General features: G+C 69.8%; 21 protein-coding genes and 1 tRNA gene. 10 read left to right on the top strand and 12 right to left on the bottom strand.

The window, feature by feature from the left end; genetic code table 11:
• The first annotated feature begins 3 nt into the window (after window positions 1–3).
• Genes BW39_RS09615 through BW39_RS09590 form a run of 6 tightly spaced genes read left to right on the top strand, consistent with a single transcriptional unit; the run spans window position 4 to window position 9,669 of the window.
• Window positions 4–2,931, top strand: coding sequence for a DUF4132 domain-containing protein (locus BW39_RS09615; protein ID WP_043821382.1), 2,928 nt, complete (start codon window positions 4–6; stop codon window positions 2,929–2,931).
• Window positions 2,931–4,055, top strand: a complete 1,125-nt coding sequence (locus BW39_RS09610; protein WP_043821381.1) for an ATP-binding protein — start codon at window positions 2,931–2,933, stop codon at window positions 4,053–4,055. Before BW39_RS09615 ends, BW39_RS09610 begins: the two co-directional genes overlap by 1 nt.
• The gene (locus tag BW39_RS09605; RefSeq protein WP_043821417.1) at window positions 4,045–6,447 is read left to right on the top strand and encodes a DUF5682 family protein; all 2,403 of its coding nucleotides are present in this window, start codon (window positions 4,045–4,047) and stop codon (window positions 6,445–6,447) included. Before BW39_RS09610 ends, BW39_RS09605 begins: the two co-directional genes overlap by 11 nt.
• A 17-nt stretch (window positions 6,448–6,464) precedes the next feature.
• Window positions 6,465–7,673 carry a VWA domain-containing protein gene (locus tag BW39_RS09600; RefSeq protein WP_235264187.1) on the top strand — a complete coding sequence of 403 codons (1,209 nt, stop codon included), beginning with the start codon at window positions 6,465–6,467 and terminating at the stop codon, window positions 7,671–7,673.
• Window positions 7,670–9,358, top strand: coding sequence for an SWIM zinc finger family protein (locus BW39_RS09595; RefSeq protein WP_043821379.1), 1,689 nt, complete (start codon window positions 7,670–7,672; stop codon window positions 9,356–9,358). The genes BW39_RS09600 and BW39_RS09595 overlap by 4 nt, the downstream gene beginning before the upstream one ends.
• A complete protein-coding gene (locus BW39_RS09590; protein WP_043821378.1) occupies window positions 9,355–9,669 on the top strand; it encodes a hypothetical protein in 315 nt (104 codons plus the stop codon). The genes BW39_RS09595 and BW39_RS09590 overlap by 4 nt, the downstream gene beginning before the upstream one ends.
• On the opposite strand, the gene BW39_RS09585 is transcribed toward BW39_RS09590, so the two are convergent.
• Complete coding sequence (locus tag BW39_RS09585) at window positions 9,654–10,481, bottom strand: isocitrate lyase/PEP mutase family protein (protein WP_043821377.1); 828 nt, start codon at window positions 10,479–10,481, stop codon at window positions 9,654–9,656. The genes BW39_RS09590 and BW39_RS09585 overlap by 16 nt on opposite strands.
• Window positions 10,482–10,500: 19 nt before the next feature.
• A complete protein-coding gene (locus BW39_RS09580; RefSeq protein WP_081816172.1) occupies window positions 10,501–11,682 on the bottom strand; it encodes a hypothetical protein in 1,182 nt (393 codons plus the stop codon).
• Window positions 11,683–11,782: 100 nt separating this feature from the next.
• On the opposite strand from BW39_RS09580, the gene BW39_RS09575 reads away from it, so the two are divergent.
• A complete protein-coding gene (locus tag BW39_RS09575) occupies window positions 11,783–12,109 on the top strand; it encodes a hypothetical protein (RefSeq protein ID WP_225971107.1) in 327 nt (108 codons plus the stop codon).
• A 38-nt stretch (window positions 12,110–12,147) separates the two neighbouring features.
• Complete coding sequence (locus BW39_RS09570; protein ID WP_043821375.1) at window positions 12,148–13,113, top strand: hypothetical protein; 966 nt, start codon at window positions 12,148–12,150, stop codon at window positions 13,111–13,113.
• A gap of 33 nt (window positions 13,114–13,146) precedes the next feature.
• Here the strand turns inward: BW39_RS09570 and BW39_RS09565 are convergent, their stop codons facing one another.
• Window positions 13,147–13,641 (bottom strand): hypothetical protein, encoded by a 495-nt coding sequence (locus BW39_RS09565; protein ID WP_043821374.1) that lies wholly within the window; start codon window positions 13,639–13,641, stop codon window positions 13,147–13,149.
• Window positions 13,642–13,822: 181 nt separating this feature from the next.
• Between BW39_RS09565 and BW39_RS09560 the strand changes: the two genes are divergently transcribed.
• Complete coding sequence (locus BW39_RS09560) at window positions 13,823–14,152, top strand: hypothetical protein (protein ID WP_043821373.1); 330 nt, start codon at window positions 13,823–13,825, stop codon at window positions 14,150–14,152.
• A gap of 110 nt (window positions 14,153–14,262) precedes the next feature.
• On the opposite strand, the gene BW39_RS09555 is transcribed toward BW39_RS09560, so the two are convergent.
• The 7 genes from BW39_RS09555 to BW39_RS09525 all read right to left on the bottom strand — a co-directional run bounded on the left by BW39_RS09555 (window position 14,263) and on the right by BW39_RS09525 (window position 19,192).
• On the bottom strand, window positions 14,263–15,486 hold the full coding sequence (locus BW39_RS09555) for a DUF1501 domain-containing protein (RefSeq protein WP_043821413.1): 1,224 nt from the start codon (window positions 15,484–15,486) through the stop codon (window positions 14,263–14,265).
• 5 nt (window positions 15,487–15,491) lie between these two features.
• A complete protein-coding gene (locus tag BW39_RS09550; RefSeq protein ID WP_043821372.1) occupies window positions 15,492–16,862 on the bottom strand; it encodes a DUF1800 domain-containing protein in 1,371 nt (456 codons plus the stop codon).
• Between the two features lie 57 nt (window positions 16,863–16,919).
• Window positions 16,920–17,477 carry a periplasmic heavy metal sensor gene (locus BW39_RS09545; RefSeq protein ID WP_442854781.1) on the bottom strand — a complete coding sequence of 186 codons (558 nt, stop codon included), beginning with the start codon at window positions 17,475–17,477 and terminating at the stop codon, window positions 16,920–16,922.
• 2 nt (window positions 17,478–17,479) lie between these two features.
• A complete protein-coding gene (locus BW39_RS09540; protein WP_013802067.1) occupies window positions 17,480–18,007 on the bottom strand; it encodes a hypothetical protein in 528 nt (175 codons plus the stop codon).
• Window positions 18,004–18,612, bottom strand: coding sequence for an RNA polymerase sigma factor (locus BW39_RS09535; RefSeq protein ID WP_043821370.1), 609 nt, complete (start codon window positions 18,610–18,612; stop codon window positions 18,004–18,006). Before BW39_RS09535 ends, BW39_RS09540 begins: the two co-directional genes overlap by 4 nt.
• 42 nt (window positions 18,613–18,654) lie before the next feature.
• Window positions 18,655–18,909 (bottom strand): hypothetical protein, encoded by a 255-nt coding sequence (locus BW39_RS09530; protein WP_043821406.1) that lies wholly within the window; start codon window positions 18,907–18,909, stop codon window positions 18,655–18,657.
• Window positions 18,910–19,118: 209 nt separating this feature from the next.
• A tRNA-Gly gene (locus BW39_RS09525) sits at window positions 19,119–19,192 on the bottom strand.
• A 206-nt stretch (window positions 19,193–19,398) separates the two neighbouring features.
• Between BW39_RS09525 and BW39_RS09520 the strand changes: the two genes are divergently transcribed.
• Window positions 19,399–20,682 (top strand): tyrosine-type recombinase/integrase, encoded by a 1,284-nt coding sequence (locus BW39_RS09520; protein WP_043821364.1) that lies wholly within the window; start codon window positions 19,399–19,401, stop codon window positions 20,680–20,682.
• Here the strand turns inward: BW39_RS09520 and BW39_RS09515 are convergent.
• Both BW39_RS09515 and BW39_RS31525 read right to left on the bottom strand, forming a co-directional pair.
• Entirely contained in the window at window positions 20,679–20,990 is a 312-nt protein-coding gene (locus BW39_RS09515; protein ID WP_080736915.1) for a helix-turn-helix transcriptional regulator, read from the bottom strand. The genes BW39_RS09520 and BW39_RS09515 overlap by 4 nt on opposite strands.
• On the bottom strand, window positions 20,987–21,124 hold the full coding sequence (locus tag BW39_RS31525) for a hypothetical protein (RefSeq protein ID WP_161786985.1): 138 nt from the start codon (window positions 21,122–21,124) through the stop codon (window positions 20,987–20,989). The genes BW39_RS09515 and BW39_RS31525 overlap by 4 nt, the downstream gene beginning before the upstream one ends.
• Window positions 21,125–21,187 lie beyond the last annotated feature (63 nt).

Genomic DNA, 21,187 nt, shown 5'->3' with positions numbered 1-21,187 from the left:
TCCATGACCTCTTCGACCCTAGAACACACCGACCAGGCCACGTTGGAGGAACTGAGCACCTCGCTGCCACCCGCCGAACTGGTCCAGGTGCTGGCCAGCCGCATGCGCGCGGGCCGGCATGACGAAGTGGGTGCCTTCACGCGCAAGGCCTTCGACGACTATTCCAACCCCATCCGCGCCCTGGGCAACTTCGATCTGCCCTGGACCCATGACCATGACCTGTGGCTGGCCTTCGCGCGGCAGACCATCCCCTTCGGGCGCAGGATTGACGGCAGCCTGGACGGCGACATTCCACGCCACAGCCCCGAGCTTGCGGCCGAGTTCGAGCAGATGGCGCGCGCCAGCCTGGCCCGTCCACCTGCGCCGGACGGCGACAACGACTACCGTGAAATCCGCATCCTGGACATGTTCGGCTGGCTCTGGTACCCGGGCATCAGCCGCGAACGGGTGATGCAGCTGCTGGACTGGGCCGCAGAGCTGAACGTCCAGTCCGGCGGCAGGTATGACAGAGTCGACTGGAAGCTGCTGCTGGGCAGCCTGGACGACCAGGACCTGATGGAGCTGGCAGAGCGCGGCGGCGCGCTCTATGCCGACATCCGCGATGTCTACATGACGCGGCACAGCGACGTTCCGCACCCGCAGCGCTGCGCGCCCTGGTACGACTTCTACCGCCGCCATCCCGACTGGTTCGACGACAAGCCCATCAACGAAGACCCGGGCCTGATCGCGCTGCGCTGGGACCTGGGCGCCGATGCCCAGCGGCGCCTGGAACTGGTCAACCTGCTGCTGGGCAGGGCGGACCGCGAGCCGGCTGATTACTTCATCCCCATTTTCGACCGCCTGGTGCGGGAGGATGCCGCGCCCTTCGTCGCCTGGATCGAAGGATGGCAGCCCAAGTACCACTTCGATGCGGTGGTCGCCCGCCAGATCTGGACGGCACGCTACCCGGAGCTTTTGCCCCATCTGCTGCGCTGCATATTGCAGGTGTCGCGCATTGAGCCCTTCATCGGCCTGCTCAACCAGATGCTGGCCGAGCAGCCCGACTACCTGCGCGAGATTCCCACCGTGCGCCTGGCCCCGCTGCTGGCGCAGCTGGACCCGGCCATGCTGCATGCCCGGCTGCCCCTGCTGGGCGAACTGCTGGCGGCCAGCAGCTCGCGGGCGCTGCGCGAAGCGGTGGCGCGCTTCATGCAAGGGCTGGATGCGCAGGCCGTAGGCGCTGTCTTCGAGTCCAACGCCTGGCTGCAGCGGCGCGAGAAGGCGATGCAGCTGGCCTGCCGCGACATCCTGCTGGCCCATCCCGATCCCGGGGTCGCGCCGCTGTTGCAGGCGCTGCTGCGCACGGGCCTGGACCTGGGCTCCGAAAGCATGGTCGAGGGCCGGCTGCTGGCCCTGGGCGTCCCAGTGCCGGGCGCTCTGACCGTGGCGCAGGGTGAGGAGGGCCGGGTCCTACTCGATGCGCTGGAGGCCCGCGTGGCGCGCTTCAAGCGCTTTTCCAGCAGCATCAAGGCCTACGACCAGCCCGAGACCCTGGCGCTGTTCGCGCCGCTGTCCGAGCATGCGGCCCGCACCGTGCTGCACCTGGTGGCCACGGCCGAGGAAGAGCTGCCGCCGCTGGTGGAGCAGTTGCTGGCCCATGTGCCGGCCGAAAGCCGCGCCCAGCTGTCCCTGCACCTGGTCAATGCCTGGGTGGCCCTGGAGGGTGAGCCCAAGGCGCGCTGGGCGCTGCGACTGGCCAACGGCCATGTCGACGACCGCCTGGTGCAGACCCTGGTGGCCGCCGTGAAGGCCTGGGGCTGGAGCAAGAAGCTGCGCGCCATCATCGCCGTGGAGCAGCTCGGTGCGCTGGACACGCTGTACGCGCTGTCCCAGGTCCAGACCCTGTCCACCTCGCGCAAGCTCAAGGACCTGGTGATTGAAGCCACGCATGACGCGCTCAAGGCGGCCGCCCAGCGGCGCGGCCTGAGCCTGATCGAGCTGTATGACGAGCTGACGCCCTATTTCGGCCTGGGCGGCGAAGGCCTGGTGCTGGAGGTGGGCCCGCAGCGCTACCGCCTGCAGCTGCAGGGCGACCTGAGCCTGCGCGTGGTGGGCGACAAGGGCAAGGCCTCCAAGACCCTGCCTGCGCTCAAGGACGAATCGCTGCGTCTGCAGTGGAATGCGGCCCAGGCCGAATTCAAGACCGTTGCCGCTGGCGTCAAGGCCATCGCCAGGCAGCAGGTGCCGCGCCTGGGTACCGCCTTCATGACGGGACAGCGCTGGTCCGTCCCGCGCTGGCGCAGATTGTTCCTGCTGCATCCCCTGCTGCGCATCGTGGGCCGCAGCCTGATCTGGCGGCTGGAGCAGGGCGCGAGCTTTCGCATTGCCGAGGACTTTTCCCTGCTCGACGCCAACGACGATGGCGTGGAGCTGCCCGACGATGCGCAGGTGCTGCTCTGGCATCCGGTCGATGCCGCAGCGGGCGAGGTTGAGGCCTGGCGCACCTGCCTGGCCGACTACGAGCTGCAGCCGCTGATCGACCAGCTGAACGCAGGCGCACAACTGCCCGAAGCCGGGCAGTGGAAGAACCATGCCCTGCACCCCGCCGGCCCGCTGCAGATACGCCAGGGCGCGTTGTCCGGTCTGCTGGCCAAGTGGAACTACCGCCCCGGCCCCGTGGGGGACGGCCCCGGCATCTACGAGCACAAGCTGGACCTGGCAGGCCCGCAGCTGTACATCGAACTCCACCACGGGCGCTACCTGCCGTTCATGGACCTGGACAACCGCGTGGACATCACCCATGCCGTGGTCTACGACAGCAGCCATCGCGGCGAAGATGGCCGCTGGCCCCGGCTGCAGCCGCAGCAGTGGCCGCGCGCGCTGCAGGCCACGCTGATGGCGCAGTTCGCGGCCATCGCCGCCAAATCGGCCAGCACCAAAGAGAGCGACTGATGGCCACCAAACGCATTGCAGCGGCCACCCCGGAGCCTGCCGCCCAGCGGCTGCCGGCCGAGATGGCCCACGCCCAGGAACTTGCGGCCCTGCAGGCCGCCGACCAGGGCCCGCGCCCCGACGGCTGGCGCCTGAGCCCGCGCTCCGTGCGGCGCTTCATCCTGGGCGGTGCGGAACCTGACGGCGGCGGGCCGGCCATCGCGCGCAAGATCCACGGCAACGATGCCCTGGTCGAGCGCGCCATCGTCACCCTGGCCGGCCAGCGCGGCCTGATGCTGGTGGGCGAGCCGGGCACGGCCAAGTCCCTGCTGTCCGAGCTGCTGGCCGCCGCCATCAGCGGCGACAGCAAGCTCACCGTGCAGGGCGGTGCCGGCGTGGTGGAAGAGCAGATCCGCTATGGCTGGAACTACGCCCTGCTGCTGCGCGACGGCCCTGGCCCCGAAGCCCTGGTGCCCGGCCCGCTGCACCGCGCCATGGGGGAAGGGCGGCTGCTGCGTTTCGAGGAAATCACGCGCTGCTCCACCGAAGTGCAGGACTGCATGGTGCCCTTGCTCTCCGAGCGGCTGCTGCAGATTCCCGAACTCAAGCACGAGCAGCCCTGGCTGCTGGCACGGCCGGGCTTCAATGTGATTGCCACGGCCAACCTGCGCGATCGCGGCGTCAACGAGATGTCGGCCGCGCTCAAGCGCCGCTTCAACTTCGAGACCATGCGCCCGCTCGAAGGCGTGGCCGCGCAGGCCGCATTGATAGGGCAGGAGGTGGGCCGCGCACTGGCGCAGCAGCGCATCGGCACCACCGTCGCGCCCGATGTGCTGGCCCTGCTGGCCACGGCCTTCCAGGAGCTGCGCAGCGGCAGCGTGGAGGGCACGGCCGTGGAGCGGCCGGGCACCGTGCTGTCCACGGCCGAGGCCATCGACGTGGCCTTCAACGCCGCCTGCCAGTGCTGGTACTTCGGGCAGGAGCAGGTGGGTCCGGCCCACCTGGCGCGCCACCTGCTGGGCACGGTGATCAAGGACGACGACGAGGACCGGCGCCGTTTCGCCGAATACCTGCGCGTGGTGGCACGCCAGCGCGCAGGGCAGCCGCAGTGGCAGGACTTTGTCGCAGGCGGCCGTGAGCACTGACGCTGCCGCGTGGCTGGCGCCGCTGCCGCAGCTGCGCCTGGTGCCCGTGCGCCACCACAGCCCGCGCTGCGCCCACCACCTGCGCGCGCTGATGCGCGAGTTCAAGCCCACCCACGTGCTGATCGAAGGCCCGGGCGAGCTCGATGCCCTGCTGCCCGCGCTGCAGCACGCCCAGGCGCGTCCCCCGCTGGCCGCCTACCTGCATGCGGCCATGGCCGGGCCCGGCACGGCCGAGCAAGACTGGCGCTGCCGTTGCTATGTGCCCTTTGCCGCCTTCTCGCCCGAATGGGTGGCCCTGCGCGAGGCGGCGCGGCTGCGCAGCGCCGTGCGCTTCATCGACCTGCCCTATGCCGACAGGCTGGCGCAGGCCGCGCAGCTGGACTACTTCGCCTGTGCGCCCGAACCCCTGCTGGCCGACGAGCCCGCGCGGCGCGCGCCCGATGTGCTGGCCGGCCTCATCCAGGCCAGCGGCTGCCGCGACTTCGACGAATGGTGGGACCGGCATTACGAATCTGGCAACGAGGACGCCTCGCCCCAGGCGTACTTTGCCGGCGTGCTGGCCTTCAGCCAGCTGCTGCGCGAGCGCGAGCAGGGCGCGGGCGGCAGCGGCATGGATGCCGAGGACGTGGCTCGCGAGGCCCACATGGCCGCCCAGGTCAGCGCGGCCCTGGCCGAAGGCGGGCGCTGCCTGGTGGTCTGCGGCGGCTTCCATGTGCCCGGCATCGTTGCCGGCCTCTCGGCCCCCGCCCGGCCTGCGGACGCCAGGCCCGCCATCGATGTGGGCGTGCACCTCATTGCCTACACGCTGCAGCGGCTGGAGCGCGCCAGCGGCTACGCGGCCGGCATGCCCATGCCCGGCTACTACCAGGGCGTTTGGCAGGCGCTGGAGCAGGGCGCTTCGCAACCCGATGCCCAGGCCTGGCCCGAGATGGCGGCACGCACCGTGAACAGCCTGCGCGCCCGGGGCATGCCCGCCAGCCTGCCTGACGCGGCCGAGGCCGTGCGCCTGGCCCATGGCCTGGCCGCCTTGCGCGCATGCCGCGGCGGCCGGGCCGAGCTGCTGGAGGCGCTGGACAGCGCCGTGTTCAAGGAGCATGCCCAGGCCCTGCGACCGCAGCCCATGGTGCAGCAGACCGGGCAGCAGATTGGTCAATGGCTGCTGGACGCCGACGACTACGGCCAGCTGCCACCCAACGCGCCGGCCGCCCCGCTGCTGGTCGATGTGCAGGCCTTCTGCCTGCGCCACCGCCTGCCCGTGCGGCCCGCCGCACCCGTGCGCAAGGAGCTGGACATCTACCGCAGCGCGCGCCACCGCCGGCTGTCGCAGGGGCTGCACCGCCTGTGCTACCTGGGCGTGCCCTATGCGCAGCGCCTGGCCGGGCCGGACTTCGTGGCGGGCACGGGCCTGGCGCGCGTGCGCGAGGTCTGGACGCTGGGCTGGCAGGTCGAGACCACGGTGGCCCTGACCGAGGCCATGTGCCACGGCTCCAGCCTGGAGGAAGCCGCGGTGCACCTGGTACGCGAGCGCCTGGCGCAGACGGCCCACACGGAGCCCGCGCAGCGCGTGCTGGAGGTGCTGGTCATGGGGCTGGACGGCATCGCCCAGCAGGTGCTGGATACCGTGCAGGCCTGGATGGAGCGCAGCCACGACGCGCTGGCCCTGGCCCGCGCCACGGGCTGCCTGGCCCTGGCCTACGAGGCCCGCCATGCGCTGGGCGGCGTGGGCCTGGCGCGCCTGCTGCCGCTGCTGCGGCGCTGCTTTGCGCAGGCCTGCCTGCGCCTGCCCTGGCTGGGCGAGGGCGATGCATCCCAGCAGGCACAGGCCCTGGATGCCCTGGCCGATCTGCACGGCATGGTCTGCCGCCACGCGCCCTGGGCTGACGCCGGCCTGTTCCACGATGCCTGTGCCGCCTTGCATGAGGCAGGCGCCGACAGCACGCCTGCGCGCGTGCGCGGCGCCACGGCCGGCATTCTGAGCATGGCCGGCCGCTGGCAGATTGCGCAGACCGATGCCGCCCTGCGCACCATGCTGGGCCTGGCGCAGGTCGATGGCGCCGCCATGGGCGAATACCTGCAGGGCTTTTTGCGCGTGGCCAAGGGCTGGCTGCTCAGCCATCCGCCGCTGCTGCGCCTGCTCAGTGACGGCATTGCGCACTGGCCGGAAGACGCCTTCCTGGCCGGCCTGCCCGCCTTGCGGCTGGCCTTTGCCCAGCTGACCCGTGCCGAACTGCGGCAACTGGCCGTGCGGCTGGCGGGTCTGTCGGGCGCGGCCCCGCCGCCTGCCGCAACCACGCTGGGCCCGGTGCACCTGCCATCGGACGAGGCCCTGGCGCACAGCCGCGCCTTGGCGGCCCAGGTGGGCCGGCTGCTGCAACCCTGGGGACTGTCATGAGCCGGGAAGATCCGCCAATGCACGAACCGCCAATGCAGGAACAGGCAATCGATGCCGCCACCCTGCGACGCTGGCGCCTCATCCTCGGGCCCGAGGCCGCCCAGCCCCTGGCTGCGGCGCAGCCACTCGATGCCGTCGATGCGCGCCGCGACGCGGCACTGGACTATCTCTACCAGCGCGAGCACCGCCTGCGCGAGCAGCCCGACGGTGCAGGCACCGACGCCTGGCAGGGCACAGGCGGGCTGTCCGCGCGCCAGGGCGGCAGCGGCGTGCCCGAGCCCCAGGCCGTGCACTGGCTGGGCGAGGTGCGCGACCTGTTCCCGCGCAGCGCCGTGGAAACGCTGCAGCGCGATGCGCTGTCGCGCTATGGGCTCCATGGCCTGCTCAGTGATCCCCAGGTCCTGGCCGAGGCCACGCCCAGCATCGAACTGGTGGCCGCCTTGATGGCTGTGCGCACCAGCCTGCCCCCCGAGGTGCTGGCCGAGGCCCGCCGGCTGGTGGCGCGCGTGGTGGCCGATCTGCAGGCGCGGCTGTCCTCGCGCGTGCACTCGGCCCTGGGGCGGCGGCGCAGGCGCCGCAGTAGCCGGGGCCAGGGGCAGATGAGCGATCTGGACTGGCCGCGCACCCTGCGCCACAACCTGCGCCACTACCAGAGCGAGGAGCAGGTGCTGGTGCTGGAGCGCCTGTTCTTCAGGGAGAACGAAGCACAGCGCCTGACCTGGGACCTGTGGCTGGTGGTGGACCAGAGCGGGTCCATGCATGAATCCGTCATCCACAGCGCCGTCATGGGCAGCATCTTTGCGCGCGTGCGCGCCCTGCGCACCCATGTGCTGCTGTTCTCCGATGCGGTGGCCGATGTCACCGGCCAGCTGCATGCGCCCGAAGAGCTGCTGCTGGGCGCGCAACTGGGCGGGGGCACCAACATCGGCGCGGCACTGGCGCATGTGGCCGGGCAGCTTGCCGCGCCGCGCCGCAGCGTGATCGTGCTGATCACCGACCTGTACGAAGGCCATGACGAGGCCCGCGTCATCGCCGAGACCGAGCGGCTGGTTGCCAGTGGCGCCCGCGTGCTGGTGCTGGCTGCGCTGGACCGCCGCGCCCACCCCGACTATGACCGCGACCTGGCCGCGCAACTGGTGGCGCGCGGCGCCCAGGTCGCCGCCATGACGCCCGACCATCTGGTGGATTGGCTGGCCCGGGCCATGCAGGGAGGGCGGCCCTCATGATGCAGGAATGGCTGCGCACCCTGGACGACGACGCCATTGCCGACTGGGCCAACAAGGGCCTGCTCAAGCGCGGGGCCAAGGCCCTGGCGGCGGTGGATGCAGGGCAGTGGGAACTGGCGGCCAACCAGGCCCGCGCCGGCATCGAAGGCCATGTCCAGACCCTGGCCGGCGCGGGCTTTGCCACGCTGCAATGCAGCTGCCCCGCCTTTGGCCCCTGCCACCATCTGTGCGCCTTGCTGCTGGGCCTGCGGGCGCGGCTGGCCCACGAGATCCCGGCCGATGGCATGGCCCAGGCGCCTGCTGCCCCGTGGCTCGACGGCGATGCCGGCGCCGTGGCCCAGGCCTTTGGAATGGCCGCCCAGCGAAAGGCCCTGCGCTGGATGGCCCAGGGCTTCGAGGCGGTGCTGGAAGAGGCCCCGGCCACACTGATCGGCGAATTGTCCAACCCCGACGAAGTCACCGTGCGCCTGCCGCGCGCCGGTGGCCTTGCGGCGGCCAGTTGCAGTTGCAAGGCAGCGGCCTGCGCCCACCGCGCCCTGGTGGCATTGCAGGCCCGGCGTCTGGCGGGCGCACCCATGCCGGAGCTGCCGGCGCATGCGCTGGAAGCCGGCGCACTGCAGCGGCTGGCCCAGGCGCGCCAATGGCTGACCGGCTGGGTGCTGCAGGGCCGTGCAGGCATGAGCCCGGCCTTCCTCGACCAGGGCGAGGCACTGGCCACCGAACTGCGCCAGGCCGACCTGCCGCGCCCTGCCAGCGTGCTCAACCTGCTGGTACGCGCCTTGCGTGACGAGCGCGCAGGGCGTGCCGGTGCGGCCGAACGCGTGGCGCCCTTGCTGGCCGCGCTGTGGATGCTGCTGCGCGGCCTGGCGCAACAGCCCATGCCACGGCCCCTGAGCGAACTGGCGGGCGTGCACAGGCGCAGCTACCGGCGCGTGCAAGGCCTTTGCCTGCACGCCGTGGCAGCCGAGCTATGGCATGCGCGCGGCGGGCAACGCGGGTTTTCCGTGCATTTGCAGGACGCGGCCAGCGGTCGGTATCTGACCTGGTCCGCATCGCGCGCCGAAGGCTTCGACCCGGAGTGGGAACCGGCCGGGGCGCTGGACTCGGAAACCCTGGGCGGCCTCACCGCAAGGCAGCTGCTGCAAGGCCCCCATGTGCTGCTGGACGGCTGGGCCAGCGACGATGGCCGCCTGTCGGCGCGCGACGCCACGCGGCTGGCACCGGCCCAGGCGACCGGCCCGCTGCCGATCCAGGTGACCAGCCCGCTGCCGGTGGCCGACGATCCCCAGGCCCTGCTGCAGCGCCATCTGCAGGAGCTGCATGCCGACCCCTGGCGTCAGCAGCCGCCCCTTTGGGCACGGCTGCAGGTGGCCGGCAGCGGCCTGGCGCAGCGGGACGAGCTGCTGCAGCGCTGGACGATTGCATTGCGGTCGCCGGTGCCCGGGCCTTCCCTGTCCCTGGTGGGCGATCTGCGCGGCATGCAGGGCAGGGCGGGTGAGGCATTGCGCAGGGAACTGGCGCGCGGCCGCGTGCTGCGGGAAGTCTTTGGCCGCGTGGAATTCGTGGCCGGACGATTGCAGATGGCCGTGGCTTCCGTGCGCTGGCAGGACAGCGTGGACTGGCACCATCCCAGCACGGCCTGGCCGCCGCCGCTTGCCGAAGTCGGTGTGGAGAAGGCTCCATGAGCAATTCAAGCAAAGCAAGCAACGAGAGCACCACCGCGCCGCTGCGCCATTGGCTGGCACAAGGCCAGGCCTGGCTGGCCGACATGCAGGCCGCAGGCCTTGCGGGGGCGGGCATGCCGCTGCTGGCCGCCGGCCGCGCCTGGGCCGACGAGGGCGCGCTGCTGGGCTGGGGCGCCCTGGCAAGGCAGATGGACGGCGTGCTGGACCCGCAGCTGCCGCCGGCGGAGCGCGCGGCTGCCCTGCTCGATATCGCGGTCTGGGTCATGACCGCGCAGCGGCTGCAGGCCGGTGCGGATCAGTCCTTGCCCTGAAAAAAGCCATTGAGTTCGGCGCCCGGCGTGGCCTGGGCGAACGCGTCGAAGCGCCCCGTCTCGGCAATGGAGCGCGCCGCATGCAGAAAGCCGCCCCAGGCTGCGCGCGCCAGTGCGCCGCCCACGCTGATGCGGCGCACGCCCATGGCCTCGGCATCCTGCAGGCTCCATTCGCTGGCCCCTCCGATCAGCAGATTCACCGGCTTGGGTGCCACGGCCGCCACCACGGCACGGATCTGCTCGGCGCTGCGGATGCCGGGTGCGTACAGGCAGTCCGCGCCGGCCTCGGCATAGGCCCTGAGCCGGGCAATGGTGTCGTCCAGATCGGGCCGGCCCACGAAGAAATTCTCCGCACGCCCGACCAGCAAGGTGCCGCCACCGGCCTCGTCGATGGCGGCACGGGCGGCGCGCAGCCGGGCCACGGCTTCCTCGATGCTGCGCAAGGGGTTGGCTGCATCGCCCGACGAGTCTTCGATGGACAGGCCCGCCACGCCGGTGTCCACGGCCATGCGCACGCTTTCGGCAACCTCCTGCGGGCCCAGGCCGAAGCCGCTTTCAAAGTCCGCATTCACGGGCAGATCGGTGGCCGCGACCAGGCTGCGCAGATGCTCCAGCGTCATCTCGCGGGAGATGGCGCCATCGGGCTGGCCCAGCGACCAGGCATGGCCCGAGCTGGTGCTGGCCAGCGCCTTGAAGCCCAGGCCCTGCAGCATGCGGGCGCTGCCCGCATCCCAGGGATTGGGCAGCACAAAGCAGCCCTGGCGGTGCAGGGCGTGGAAGGTGGCGCGCTTTTGTTCGGTGGTGGGGGTCATGGGGCACTCCGTTGCGGGGTCAGGGCGCTGGTGGAAACAGCAGGGGCCGCGCGGCCAGGGACGGCAGCACGCAAGCCACATCATGGGCGCAGTCCGGCACCACGACGAAGCGGCGTGGCCGCTGCGGCGCCAGCAGCTCGCGCTCGTAGGCCGCGAAGGCGTGGCCTCGCTGCAGCCGGAACGGGCCTTGCAGCATGGCGGCGCAGGACTTGTCGAGGATGGGATAGAACGCGCCCTTGTCCGCGCTGCTGTCCAGGGCGCCTTCCAGGTAGTCGATCTGCGCGGCCGCATAGCGGGCCCGCGCGGCAGCCGCATCGCGCCCCAGGTGGCCGGGCAGGTCCTGCAGGCCGTACTTCCAGCGGTCATGGCCCGGGCAGGAGCTGGCGGCGGGCGGCGCATGGAAGACATAGCTGCACGCCCCCGGAAACGCCGCGCCTGTGCCGCAGGCTGCCCAGTCGGTGCTCTGCCCGGCCATCTTCGGCTGTGGCCGCACGGGATCGAAATACAGCCAGGTGCCCGGGTCGGCGATCACGTAGCGCAAGGTGACTGTGCCCGGCGCATCGGCTGCAAAGGCCACGCTGTGCTGCAGCATCTGAGCCCCTGCCGAAAACCCCGCCAGGGTCACGCTGCGCAGGCCGGGCCAGCGCTGCACGAGCTCGGCCACCAGCGCATCCAGCGCGGCGAAAGAACCTATCGGATGCGGCCCCAGCGAGGGCTCGCCGGCCAGCCAGCCCGCGCAGGTCCATACCGCGTCTGCGCTCCCGGCTGCTGGCACGCCACGGCTGTGGCAATGCGCAGCCTGGTCCTCGGGCACCTGGTACAGCGGGGCGATGACCAGGGTGTCCTGCAGCCGCTGCGCGCCTTCGGCGGCCCGTAGGCCGGCCTCGAAGCTGCGGTTGGCATCGCGCGGATGCCCGTGCATCACCACCAGCGCGGACCGGGGCATGGCGCCGTTGCTGGCCCCCGGCGCCTGCGATGCGTAGTAGCGCATGCGCCCCGCATCGCCGGGCAGGTTGAAGGATTGCAGGCAGGCGGTGTCGGCCCGGTGCCTGCAAACGGAAGCATCGGCGGAAGCATCGGCGGATGCAGTGGCAGACGCAGCCGCGGTGACAGGTTCGGGAGCTGGCGCTTGCGCCAGCGCCTCGACCGAGATCGCCAGAAACAGCAACAGCAGGGGGCGCAGAGGACGGATGGACGGCATGTGCGGGACGTCATTCGCAGGGGTGGGTCGGCCTGCTAGTATGCGGGCGGCCGCAAGCTATGGCCTGGCTTGTTTCTCAAGACCCACTCCCTTGTCGCATATGCCACTTCTGCCGCGTTTCAGCCTTGTCCTCGCCTGTCTCGCACTGCCGGCCTTCGTTCACGCCGCAGACTTCGACAAGAAAAACTGCACCTACAAAGGCATCCGCCTCTACGGCAAGGTCCAGATCGTGCACTCCTTTCCCGACATCAAGGTCCAGGCCACCAGCTCTTTCCCGGACCTCAAGGTCAAGGTGGTGGACTCCTTTGCAGACAGTTGCGGGGAGTGGAAGATCGTCACCTCCTTCCCCGACTTCAAGGTCCAGATGGTCAGTTCCTTCCCGGACCTGAAAGTCGACATGGGCAGCTCGTCGCCCGGCGTGCGATAGCCGCCTGGCGCTGTCCAGCCTTGCCCCATCGCAGCACCGTGACTTCCTCCACATCCGACGAATTCGAAGCCCTGCACGACCAGGCCTATGCCGACATGGAATGCGGCGCGCTGGCCGAGGCCGCCCAGGCCTTCGAGGCGCTGGCAGCCCACATGCCGGACAACCGCCACTACCACTACATGCTGGGCCTGGCGCGCAAGTACCAGCGCGATTGGCAGCCATCGCTGGAGCACAACCTGCGCGCCATTGCACTGGCCGGGGAAGACGATGAAGCCAGCCTCTGGAATGGCGCCATCGCGGCCACGGCGCTGTCCGACTGGACCACGGCGCGCAGGCTGTGGAAGGCCTGCGGCATCCAGGTGCCCGGCGAGCAGGGCACCATCGAGGGTGACTACGGCGTGGCCGTGGTGCGCCTGCACCCCTGGCAAGGCGGCGAGACCGTGTTCATGCGCCGCATCGACCCCGTGCGCGCCCAGTTGCTCAACGTGCCGCTGCCCGAAAGCGGCCATCGTTTCGGCGACATCGTGCTGCACGACGGCGCCTCCACCGGCCAACGGTTCAACGGCCAGCGCGAAGTGCCGGTCTTCAACGAGCTGCAGCGGCTGGAGCCCTCGGCATTCCAGACCTTCGTGGTCTTCATCACCTGCGCCAATGCGCAGGACTTGCAGGAATTGCTGGGTACCCAAGCCCCGGGCATCGGCTATGCCGAGGACTGGACGGCCAGCATCCGCCACTACTGCATGCGCTGCAGCTACGGCACGCCCCACCAGCATGCCGAAGAAGCTTCGCCACGCGAGGGCGAACCGTCCTGGCAGACCGATCGCAACCTGGGCATCGCCGCAGTGGACCGCGCCGCCGTCGATGCCTTGCTCAACGCATGGCAAGCCGGTGGCGCCGGGCGCCGTATCGACGCAGTGCAGACCCGCGAACTGCCCGTGCCCGACGAGGAAGAAAGCTGGGCCTGGTGGGTAGGGCCCGAGGGCGCGGAGGATGAGGCGCCGTAGCTGAGCAATGCGAGCGAGCATGGCCCGCATCGATCACCGACCCTGTGCGCGGGCCCCCTCAAGTCCGGGCGCGTGAAGCCGGACCCTGAAGCCTTCCGACACGCTGTAGCGAGGGATGCCGTGCCCCTCATACCGCCGCATCAGGCCAAGAAATCGGTGCTTGAGCTGCATGGCCGCGCTGAACTCTTCCCAGGCGATCAGCGCACAGGGTGAATCGCCGTAGGTACTGCAGATGCGCACCTGGCGCTGGCCTGGCTCCATCTGCGCCCAGCCGTCCTCACGCAGGCTGACGGCGCGCACCTGAGGATTGCGCAGATCCAGAAGCGCGGCGAGATAGGGCAGGTCCAGGTCGCTGAGCCAGAAGTAATTGAAGAAGTGGTGCATCACGTCCAGTGCATCGGGCGAGCCCCGGGCTTCGAGATCCATGTGCATCCGTGCGATGCCATCGCAGACGCTTATGCCCCGCACACGCACGGCGCTCAGCTGGATGTCTTCGGTGGTGTTCTCGCAAGAGAGGGTGTGCAGCATGCTGTCTGGTGAGGTGGGACGGATACGGTGCTTGCCAATGTAGCGTGCGCGGCCCCGGATGGACGATGGACTTGCTTGATCCGCGACGGATTGGCCTTGGCCATGCGTTGAAGTGATGTGGCAAGCCGACATCGGCTTTCTGCAAGCAACGTCCGTCCACATCCTTTCAAGGAGAAACACCATGTCCCTGCGCAAAGCCTTCATGCTCGTCATTGCCACTGCTTCGTTGGCCGGCCTCGGCAGCGCCGCATCCGCCGCCACCTGGGACCAGGCCCATCCGCGCCGTGCCGAGGTCAACGGCCGCCTGGCCAACCAGGACCGCCGCATCCACAACGAGGTGCGCAAGGGCGAGATCAGCCATGGCCAGGCGGCTGCGCTGCACCATCAGGACCACAAGATCCGGCAGGAAGAACGCCTCATGGCCAGCCAGAACGGCGGTCATATCACGCGCAGCGAGCAGCATGTGCTGAACCAGCAGGAGAACCAGGTCAGCCGTGAGATCGGCCACTGAGCAGCCACTGCGCGGCCGCCGGTCAGATCTCGCCAGATCTTGCGCACATGACACAAGGGCCGGCCGCCTTGAGGCGCCGGCCCTTTTTCATGTTGGCGTGCGGCCCGCGTTCAGGCTCTCAGCAATGGCGGCAGCGACCGCGCCGGGGCACCGCCTGGCAGGGCATGGCCTTGGGGGAACAGGTTGCGCGCCAGCCGCTGCGGGTCGATGCCAAAGCATTCGCCGGCTGCCGAGGCAATCAGCGCATCGACGCTGGTGGTCGGTTTCAGATCCCGGTTCTCCAATAGCTGGCCGGGCTGCAGGCCAGGCCAGTCGGCCAGCACGCGGCCGCCCTGAACCGCGCCGCCCATCAGCATGGCGACGGCGCCTGTTCCGTGGTCGGTGCCACCAGTGCCGTTGGCCGCAGCCGTGCGGCCGAACTCGGTGGCCACCAGCACCACGGTCTGCGACCAGGCATCGCCGAGGCCGTCATGCAGCGCCGCAATCAGTGCATCGAGGTTCTTGAGCTGGGCTGCCAGCCGGTTGTTTTGTGCACTGTGCGTGTCCCAGCCGCCGGTTTCGATCATGGCGATGCGCGGCCCGTCCTGTCGGGCAAGAAAGCCGGCTGCCAGCTTGCCCAGGCTGGCGCCATCCAGGCGCGGCCGGTTGTTGCCACTGTCCATGGCCACGCCGCGCGTGTCCATGGCGGAAGTCCAGAGAGCATGCAGCTGCGCATCGCCCTCGTAGAGCCTGGCCACGCGCAGCAGCAGGTCGTCACTGGCCTGGGGCAGGGAGGAAGGCGCGTAGGAGGTCACTTCCGCCGGCCCGCGCAGCGCCATGGGCACGGTGGGCGCGAAGGCAATGGCCTCTTGCCGGTGCGGCAACTGGGCGACCAGGCGGTTGAGCCAGCCATCCTTGACCTGGTAGGGCGCGCTGCCTCCGGTTTCCAGCACGTTCTGGCCGTCGAAATGCGAGCGGTCACTGTAGGGCGATGCGACCGCGTGCACGAACAGCGCTTGGCCCTGGGCGTAGAGCCTGCCGGTCTCGGCCAATGAGGGATGCAGCGCGAACATGCCGTCCAGCCGCGTGGCCGCAGCCGTGTCCACGGCGATGGCGCCGCGCAGCCGGGCGTAGCCGGGGTCGGCATAGGGAATCAGGGTCTCCAGCCCGTCGGCCGCGCCGCGCTGGATGATGAACACGAAGCGGCGCTCGGTGGCAGCACGCGCCAGCGCCAGGTGGGGCGCGGCCAGTGCCAGCCCGGTTCCTGCGGCCAGCAGGCCCAGGAAATGTCGGCGATTGCGCCTGGCCATCGTGGTGGCCGCGATGTTCGTGGCGGTCGTATGGATCGTGGTCATGGTGTTCACCTGCGCAGGAAGTCGGGCGAGACCAGCAGCAGCGCGAGTGCGCCGCTGCCGCTTTCGGATCGGGCAATGGCCTCGGCCGTGCCCGCGCCCAGTGCATCGCCGGGCAGCAATCGGGGTGCCAGCGCGCGCGCATCGACGCTGTTGCCGGCCTGGGCTGCGAGCCGCTGCGCCAGCTCGACACGGCGCACCAGCGCATCGGGCGCAGCCCAGCTGGCGGCGATGTCGTCGTAGCCGGCCGGCGAGCCGGGGCGCCACACCGGCTGGCCGAGCTGGTTGAGCAGGCCGGCGGCCTGAGCACCCTTCAACTCGCGCCGGCCCAGTGCGCGCATTGAGGAGACGGTCCATTCCCAGGGTGTCTTGAACTTCGTGGCTGGCGCGGCCCAGGGTTCTGGCGAATCGATCAGCGTGCGGTAGACAGCTGGCAGGTCCCCGCCGCTGCGCTGGTAGGCGGCCGAAAGGCGCTGCACCAGCGCGGGCGGCGGATCGTCGGCGACGAAGTGCCGTGCCAGCTTGGTCGCGACATGGAGCGCAGTAGCGGGGGAGGCCGCCAGGTCGCGCAGGATGGCCAGCGCCTGCTCCTGCCCGCCTGCGGCATAGCTGCGGCCCAGCAGGCGGCGCGGTCCGGGCTCGTGCAATGCCGGGCGGTACTGGAAGCCGGTGCTGGCGGCCGGGCTGCCTGCGTCATTGCCCAGGCTCCAGCCGGTGAGCGCGCGGGCGAACTCGGTCACGTCCTGCTGGGTGTAGCCGCTGCGCACGCCCAGGGTGTGCAGCTCCATGATTTCCCGCGCCAGGTTTTCGTTCAGGCCGCGTGTCTTGTCCGGGTTGCGCCGGGCGGCGCGCTGTGCAGCGGGGCTGGCGGGTCCCACCGACTGGGCCTGGTCCAGATAGACCAGCATGGCCGGGTGGCGCACGGCGGCAAGCAGCAGGTCCTCGAATCGGCCCAGCACGTGCGGGCGTATGGCCTCGGCCTCGTAGGCGCCGGCCAGGTCGAGCACCACGGGCTTTTCCACCGAGACCGCGAAGTGGTTCGACCAGAAATGCACCAGGCGTTCCACAAACGGCGCGGGTGTGTCGATGGCGCTGGCCAGGCGCGCGTTCACTGCGTCCAGATAGTCGTTGCGTGCGCCACGGCGCAACTGCTGGCGGGCGGCGGCGCGCTGGTCTTCAGGCAGGCTGCGCAGCTCGCGCTGCCGGGACTGGTAGTCGGACAGCAGCGCGTCCGTGTCCGTGTGACCGGCCCAGGCAGGGGGCTGTGGCTGGTAGCGCGCGAACTGGTCCAGCAGCCAGCGCTGCGGGTCGGCGGGCAGTGCGTCGTCAGGGCGGGCGCCCAGGCCGAAGCGGTTCAAGGCGATGGCGGCAGAATTCATGGCTTCACCTCGAAAAATCGCGGGCGCGGCGGGCGCGGCGGGCGTGTCCTGCGCTACTCAGCGCCTGGCCGGAGATGCGGGCACATGGAAGGGGCCTTGCTGCGCTGCCAGCCCCTGCACCAGTGTCTGTCGCTCGGCCGGCGTGAGCTGGGCCGCGAAGTCGACCACGTGCGCCTCCACGCGCTCGCGCACCGCCGTGTCGGCGGCCCGGGTGCGTGCCAATGCAGCCTCGACGGCAGCGCGGTCGAACTGCGGCGCAGCCAGCAGTCGAACCACCTCGGCGCGGCCTTCGCGGCTGCCTTGGGTCAGCGCAGCAGCCTCGCGCCGCACTTCACGCAGTCCTGTGCGGAAAGCCTGGCGCCGCTCGGGCGGTAGGCCGTCTGCGGCAAAGCGCAGTCCGCGCGCAGTGGCCGGGGGGCTGCCTGCCGGTGCTCCGGTGGGTGTTCCTGTCTGCGTGGATGTGGCCATCGACCTGGCCTCGGCCTGGTGTGCCCACCAGCGCCAGGTGCCACCGGCAATGCCGCCCACCAGAAACAGATTCAGCAGGGCAGAGGCCCACAGCCAGCGGCGCAGGTGCGTCGTGCGGGGGGCATCGCCGACGGGGGATTCGTTCATCGTCATTCCTCGCTTCCTTCCACCAAGGCGCCGCCCGTGTCGAAGGCGGTGCCGGGCCACCAGCCGCCTTCGGACTGTGCCGGCCGGGCCGTGGGCAAGGCCGTGCCTATCAGCAAGGCCACGGCCAGAGCGCCTGCGGCCACACCGGCCAGGCCCGCACCGGCGATGCTGGCGCCGGACCACCAGCCATGCCAGGGCTTGCGGCCGCTGGCACGCACCGGCCGTGCGGGCGCAGTACCACGGGGCTGCGGCCATGCATGCGGCGATGGTTGGCCGGGCGCAGTCGCCATGCCTGGGCGAGCTTTCAAGCCGGCCAGCACCGCGCTTGCCAGCGCTGCGCTGGGGGGCGCGACGGCATGGCTGCCCAGCAGCGTGTCGAGTTCGTTTGCACGGGCGAGCAAGGCCCGGGCCGCAGGCGCAAAGGTCGGCTGTTCCATCAGCGCGCGTGCCGCAGCCTGCTCCTGTGCCGGCCAGCGCCGCAGGTCGGCGCCCCAGGCGTCGGCCAATTGTTCAAAGCGATCTGGCGTCATGGTGGTGATCCTCCAGGTTCTGCGGGTGCGGCGATTGTGCTCGTGCTTGCGTCCTGCAGGCGGGCGCGCAAGCTGCGCCGCGCACGGGCCAGCAGGCTTTCCAGGGCATCCACGGAGACGCCCATGAGTGCTGCCGCCTCGGCCTGGGGCAGCGCCTGGTAGTAGTGCAGCACCAGCGCCTCGCGCTGGCGCGGCGGCAGTGCATCCAGGGCAGCGGCGACTCGGGCGCTGTGCTGCGCGTGGTCCAGCTGCTGCTCCGGTGTGGGCCCGGGGTCGGCGAAGGCGGCGGCTTCGGCGTGCTCGTCCAGCGCTTCTTCGCGCCGCACCGCGCGCCGGCGGAGCCGGTCGCGGCACAGGTTGAGCACCACCTCATGCAGCCAGGTGTCGAAGCGGGCCTGCCCCGGCCGCCAGTGGCCCACCTGCTGCCAGGCGCGCACCAGGCCTTCCTGCGCCACCTCTTCAGCCTCTGCCCGGCTGCCCAGCAGGCGCTGGGCCAGACCCAGCATGCGTGGCAGCTTGCGCTCCACCAGTTCGCGGGCGGCCTGCGGCTCACCGCGGGCCAGTCTCGCCAGCAGGTCGGCATCCGGGTCATCGATTTCAGCCAAAGGGCATCGGTGTAGTGGCGGGGTCAGCCAGTGTCGCGCGGCTCAACGCCAGCCGCGATGCCAGCCGTAGACCGGATGGTGCCAGCCCCAGCCATAGCGTGGGTGGTATTGCCACACGAAGCCGACGCTGGGCATCGGATAGGCAGGCGCCACATAGGCGACGCCCGGCGGCACCACATAGGGCCCGGGCGCCACGGGCGCTACCACGCAGCCGGCCAGCGCGGCCAGGCTGCCGGCGGCAAGCGCCAGCGCAAGCGGACGGACGGCGCGGCGAACAGTCAAACGCAATGAGGACATGAAAGACTCCTGCATCGGCCACATCAGGCGGCCTTATTGCGTTCAACGCGCGGGCAGCACGGATCCGTCGCGGAGGAGCGAAAAAATGTCGCGGAGAAAAGCGGGAGAGAGGTCGGAGGCGGGAGAGATCGGGCCCGCGCGGAAGGCGGTCCGTGGGATATCAGTGGCGGATGTGTATCCGGGACTGATGGACTTTGCTCCAGGAAATCTGGAGCGGGCGAAGGGAATCGAACCCTCATCATGAGCTTGGGAAGCTCAGGTCCTGCCATTGAACGACGCCCGCTTTGGCTAAGTCATTGTCAAAGCACGGATTTCTTTGCTAAGTGCTTGTTTTTCTTCGAAATCTCGCGCCGTTCTTGCCGCAAAACTTCAACTTAGCATCCAACGAAATCTATCTACACTTAGGACTTTGGCGTAGGTTTTGGCGTAGGTTTTTGCTCCCTACGCCTTTGGCAATCAAACCTACGCCATGACTCTGGGGGGATTCTAGTGCTATTCGATTCACGGTCCGCAAAGCAGCTTCAGCCAGGCTCGCATCTGCTAGTCCAGGGGTGTGATGGATTGCGATTGGTCGCGTCCCAATCGCGCAAAACCTGGACCTATCGCTACAAGGATTCTGCTGGCCTCATGAAGCAGGTCAGGCTCGGCCATTGGCCGGAGATGTCGCTGGCTGAAGCCGTTTCGGCTTGGGGAGAAAAGCGCGATGGCCGCAGTGCTGGAGTTGATCCAGTTGCAGCGCGTCGCCAAGCAACCATGGCCAAGAACGGCCCAGCAGTGGCGACAACCGTGCGTGCGCTGCTGGAAGGCTTCCGCGATCACCTGGCGGGGCTGCGTCAAGCCGAGGGCGCGGCCCGGGCTTGGAGCGCTTTGGAGCGAACGCTGGATGAGGAGCCGGAGCTTGCGAGGACAGCGCCGCGTGACGTGACCCGCGCCCAAGCCTACGACGTGCTCGACAAGCGGCGAGACCTTCCTGCGGCAGCCAAGAAGCTACGGGCACTGCTGGGGCAGGCGTGGGATTGGGGGCTCGATGCAGGGAAGATCGATGGCGCGGCGCCGAACTGGTGGCGTAGCCTTCTCAAGGGCCAACTGCGTTCAAAGGGGAAAATCGTCGGGGGGGAGCATGTGGGGTTTCGGCGCCGGGTGCTGTCTCAGGCGGAGCTGCGCAAGCTCCTGCCCTGGGCCCGGGCCAATATGTCGCAGAGCGCGCTGGATGGGCTGCTGCTGTACCTCTACACCGGCATGCGGGGTGTCGAGATTTTTGCATTGCGCACTGAGTACGTGGCGCAGGAGGAGGATGGCTGGTGGATCACGTTCCCCGCCCACCTGCTCAAGATGGAACGGGATGCAGACACTGTGGACCACCGTGTTCCGCTGTTCGGTGAAGCGCTGGAGATCGTGCAGCGCCGCGTAGCCGGAGCATGGGAGGGATGGTTGTTCTTCACGGGCCGGGGTGGGAAGTTCCGGCCGTACCACCGCAACACGTTCTCCAGCTACGTCTATTCGTTGATGCCGGAGTCCGCCAAGGCCAAGCGGCGTGCCGGCGATGGCCTGATCTGTCCTGTGGTGGATTGGTCGCCCCATGCCTTGCGGCGCACTGCGCGCACGCTGCTCAGCGCAATTGATTGCCCGGAGGATGTGGGCGAGGCCATCATCGGCCACAAACCCGGGGTCATGGTGGCCAGCTACAACCTACACACCTTCGATACCCAAAAGCAGGTCTGGGTGAAGAGGCTGTACCACACCGTGCGCAAGCTTGAGGGTCTGCCTGCTTAGCCAGGCGGTGAGGCGGACTTGCCAGGTTTTCCGGCGCGGCCGTAGCCGCTGTCTGGCGCCGGCAGGCACTCGGATGGTGGCCGCGACATCACCCAGGCCTCCACCTCTGCAACGATGAAGCCCACGCGGCGCGCACTGAGCTGCCGAGGTCTGGGGAAATCGCCGGTCTGCACCAGCTTTTGTATCTGCGACTCGGACAGATCCACCGCCCGCGCTGCCTCCTGAAGGCTGATCGAGATGGGGCGCATCGTCACGATGGCCAGCGCATCACCCCCGCTGGCAGCTTCGATTTTTTCTTTCTTGGTCATGGCGTGTTCCTCGCGTGCCTGCGGTTGGTGCCAGGCGCGAAAAGGCCCGCGGGTGCGGGCCAGGTGGGTGGTTCGTCGTTGTGGGGGAGCGGCGCGCGCTCGTCGCGCCAATCCTTGTGCTTCTTGCTGGCCATGGTCAGGTCTCCTTGATGCCGTGGACGCGCTGCAGCAGCAACGGGCAGGTCGGGGGCGGGGTG

The organism is Delftia sp. RIT313, from assembly GCF_000632165.1.
Classification (GTDB): Bacteria; Pseudomonadota; Gammaproteobacteria; order Burkholderiales; family Burkholderiaceae_C; genus Comamonas; species Comamonas acidovorans.
Note: the sequence above shows the minus strand (reverse complement) of the source record. Positions and strands in the feature narration are given on the sequence as shown.

Excerpts from the sequence above, each read along its gene's own strand:
- BW39_RS09615 (WP_043821382.1), top strand. The coding sequence starts at position 4 with ATGACCTCTTCGACCCTAGAACACACCGACCAGGCCACGTTGGAGGAA.
- BW39_RS09610 (WP_043821381.1), top strand. The coding sequence starts at position 2,931 with ATGGCCACCAAACGCATTGCAGCGGCCACCCCGGAGCCTGCCGCCCAG.
- BW39_RS09600 (WP_235264187.1), top strand. The coding sequence starts at position 6,465 with ATGCACGAACCGCCAATGCAGGAACAGGCAATCGATGCCGCCACCCTG.
- BW39_RS09595 (WP_043821379.1), top strand. The coding sequence starts at position 7,670 with ATGATGCAGGAATGGCTGCGCACCCTGGACGACGACGCCATTGCCGAC.
- BW39_RS09590 (WP_043821378.1), top strand. The coding sequence starts at position 9,355 with ATGAGCAATTCAAGCAAAGCAAGCAACGAGAGCACCACCGCGCCGCTG.
- BW39_RS09585 (WP_043821377.1), bottom strand. The coding sequence starts at position 10,481 with ATGACCCCCACCACCGAACAAAAGCGCGCCACCTTCCACGCCCTGCAC.
- BW39_RS09580 (WP_081816172.1), bottom strand. The coding sequence starts at position 11,682 with ATGCCGTCCATCCGTCCTCTGCGCCCCCTGCTGTTGCTGTTTCTGGCG.
- BW39_RS09575 (WP_225971107.1), top strand. The coding sequence starts at position 11,783 with ATGCCACTTCTGCCGCGTTTCAGCCTTGTCCTCGCCTGTCTCGCACTG.
- BW39_RS09565 (WP_043821374.1), bottom strand. The coding sequence starts at position 13,641 with ATGCTGCACACCCTCTCTTGCGAGAACACCACCGAAGACATCCAGCTG.
- BW39_RS09560 (WP_043821373.1), top strand. The coding sequence starts at position 13,823 with ATGTCCCTGCGCAAAGCCTTCATGCTCGTCATTGCCACTGCTTCGTTG.
- BW39_RS09555 (WP_043821413.1), bottom strand. The coding sequence starts at position 15,486 with ATGACCACGATCCATACGACCGCCACGAACATCGCGGCCACCACGATG.
- BW39_RS09550 (WP_043821372.1), bottom strand. The coding sequence starts at position 16,862 with ATGAATTCTGCCGCCATCGCCTTGAACCGCTTCGGCCTGGGCGCCCGC.
- BW39_RS09545 (WP_442854781.1), bottom strand. The coding sequence starts at position 17,477 with ATGAACGAATCCCCCGTCGGCGATGCCCCCCGCACGACGCACCTGCGC.
- BW39_RS09540 (WP_013802067.1), bottom strand. The coding sequence starts at position 18,007 with ATGACGCCAGATCGCTTTGAACAATTGGCCGACGCCTGGGGCGCCGAC.
- BW39_RS09530 (WP_043821406.1), bottom strand. The coding sequence starts at position 18,909 with ATGTCCTCATTGCGTTTGACTGTTCGCCGCGCCGTCCGTCCGCTTGCG.
- BW39_RS09515 (WP_080736915.1), bottom strand. The coding sequence starts at position 20,990 with ATGACCAAGAAAGAAAAAATCGAAGCTGCCAGCGGGGGTGATGCGCTG.
- BW39_RS31525 (WP_161786985.1), bottom strand. The coding sequence starts at position 21,124 with ATGGCCAGCAAGAAGCACAAGGATTGGCGCGACGAGCGCGCGCCGCTC.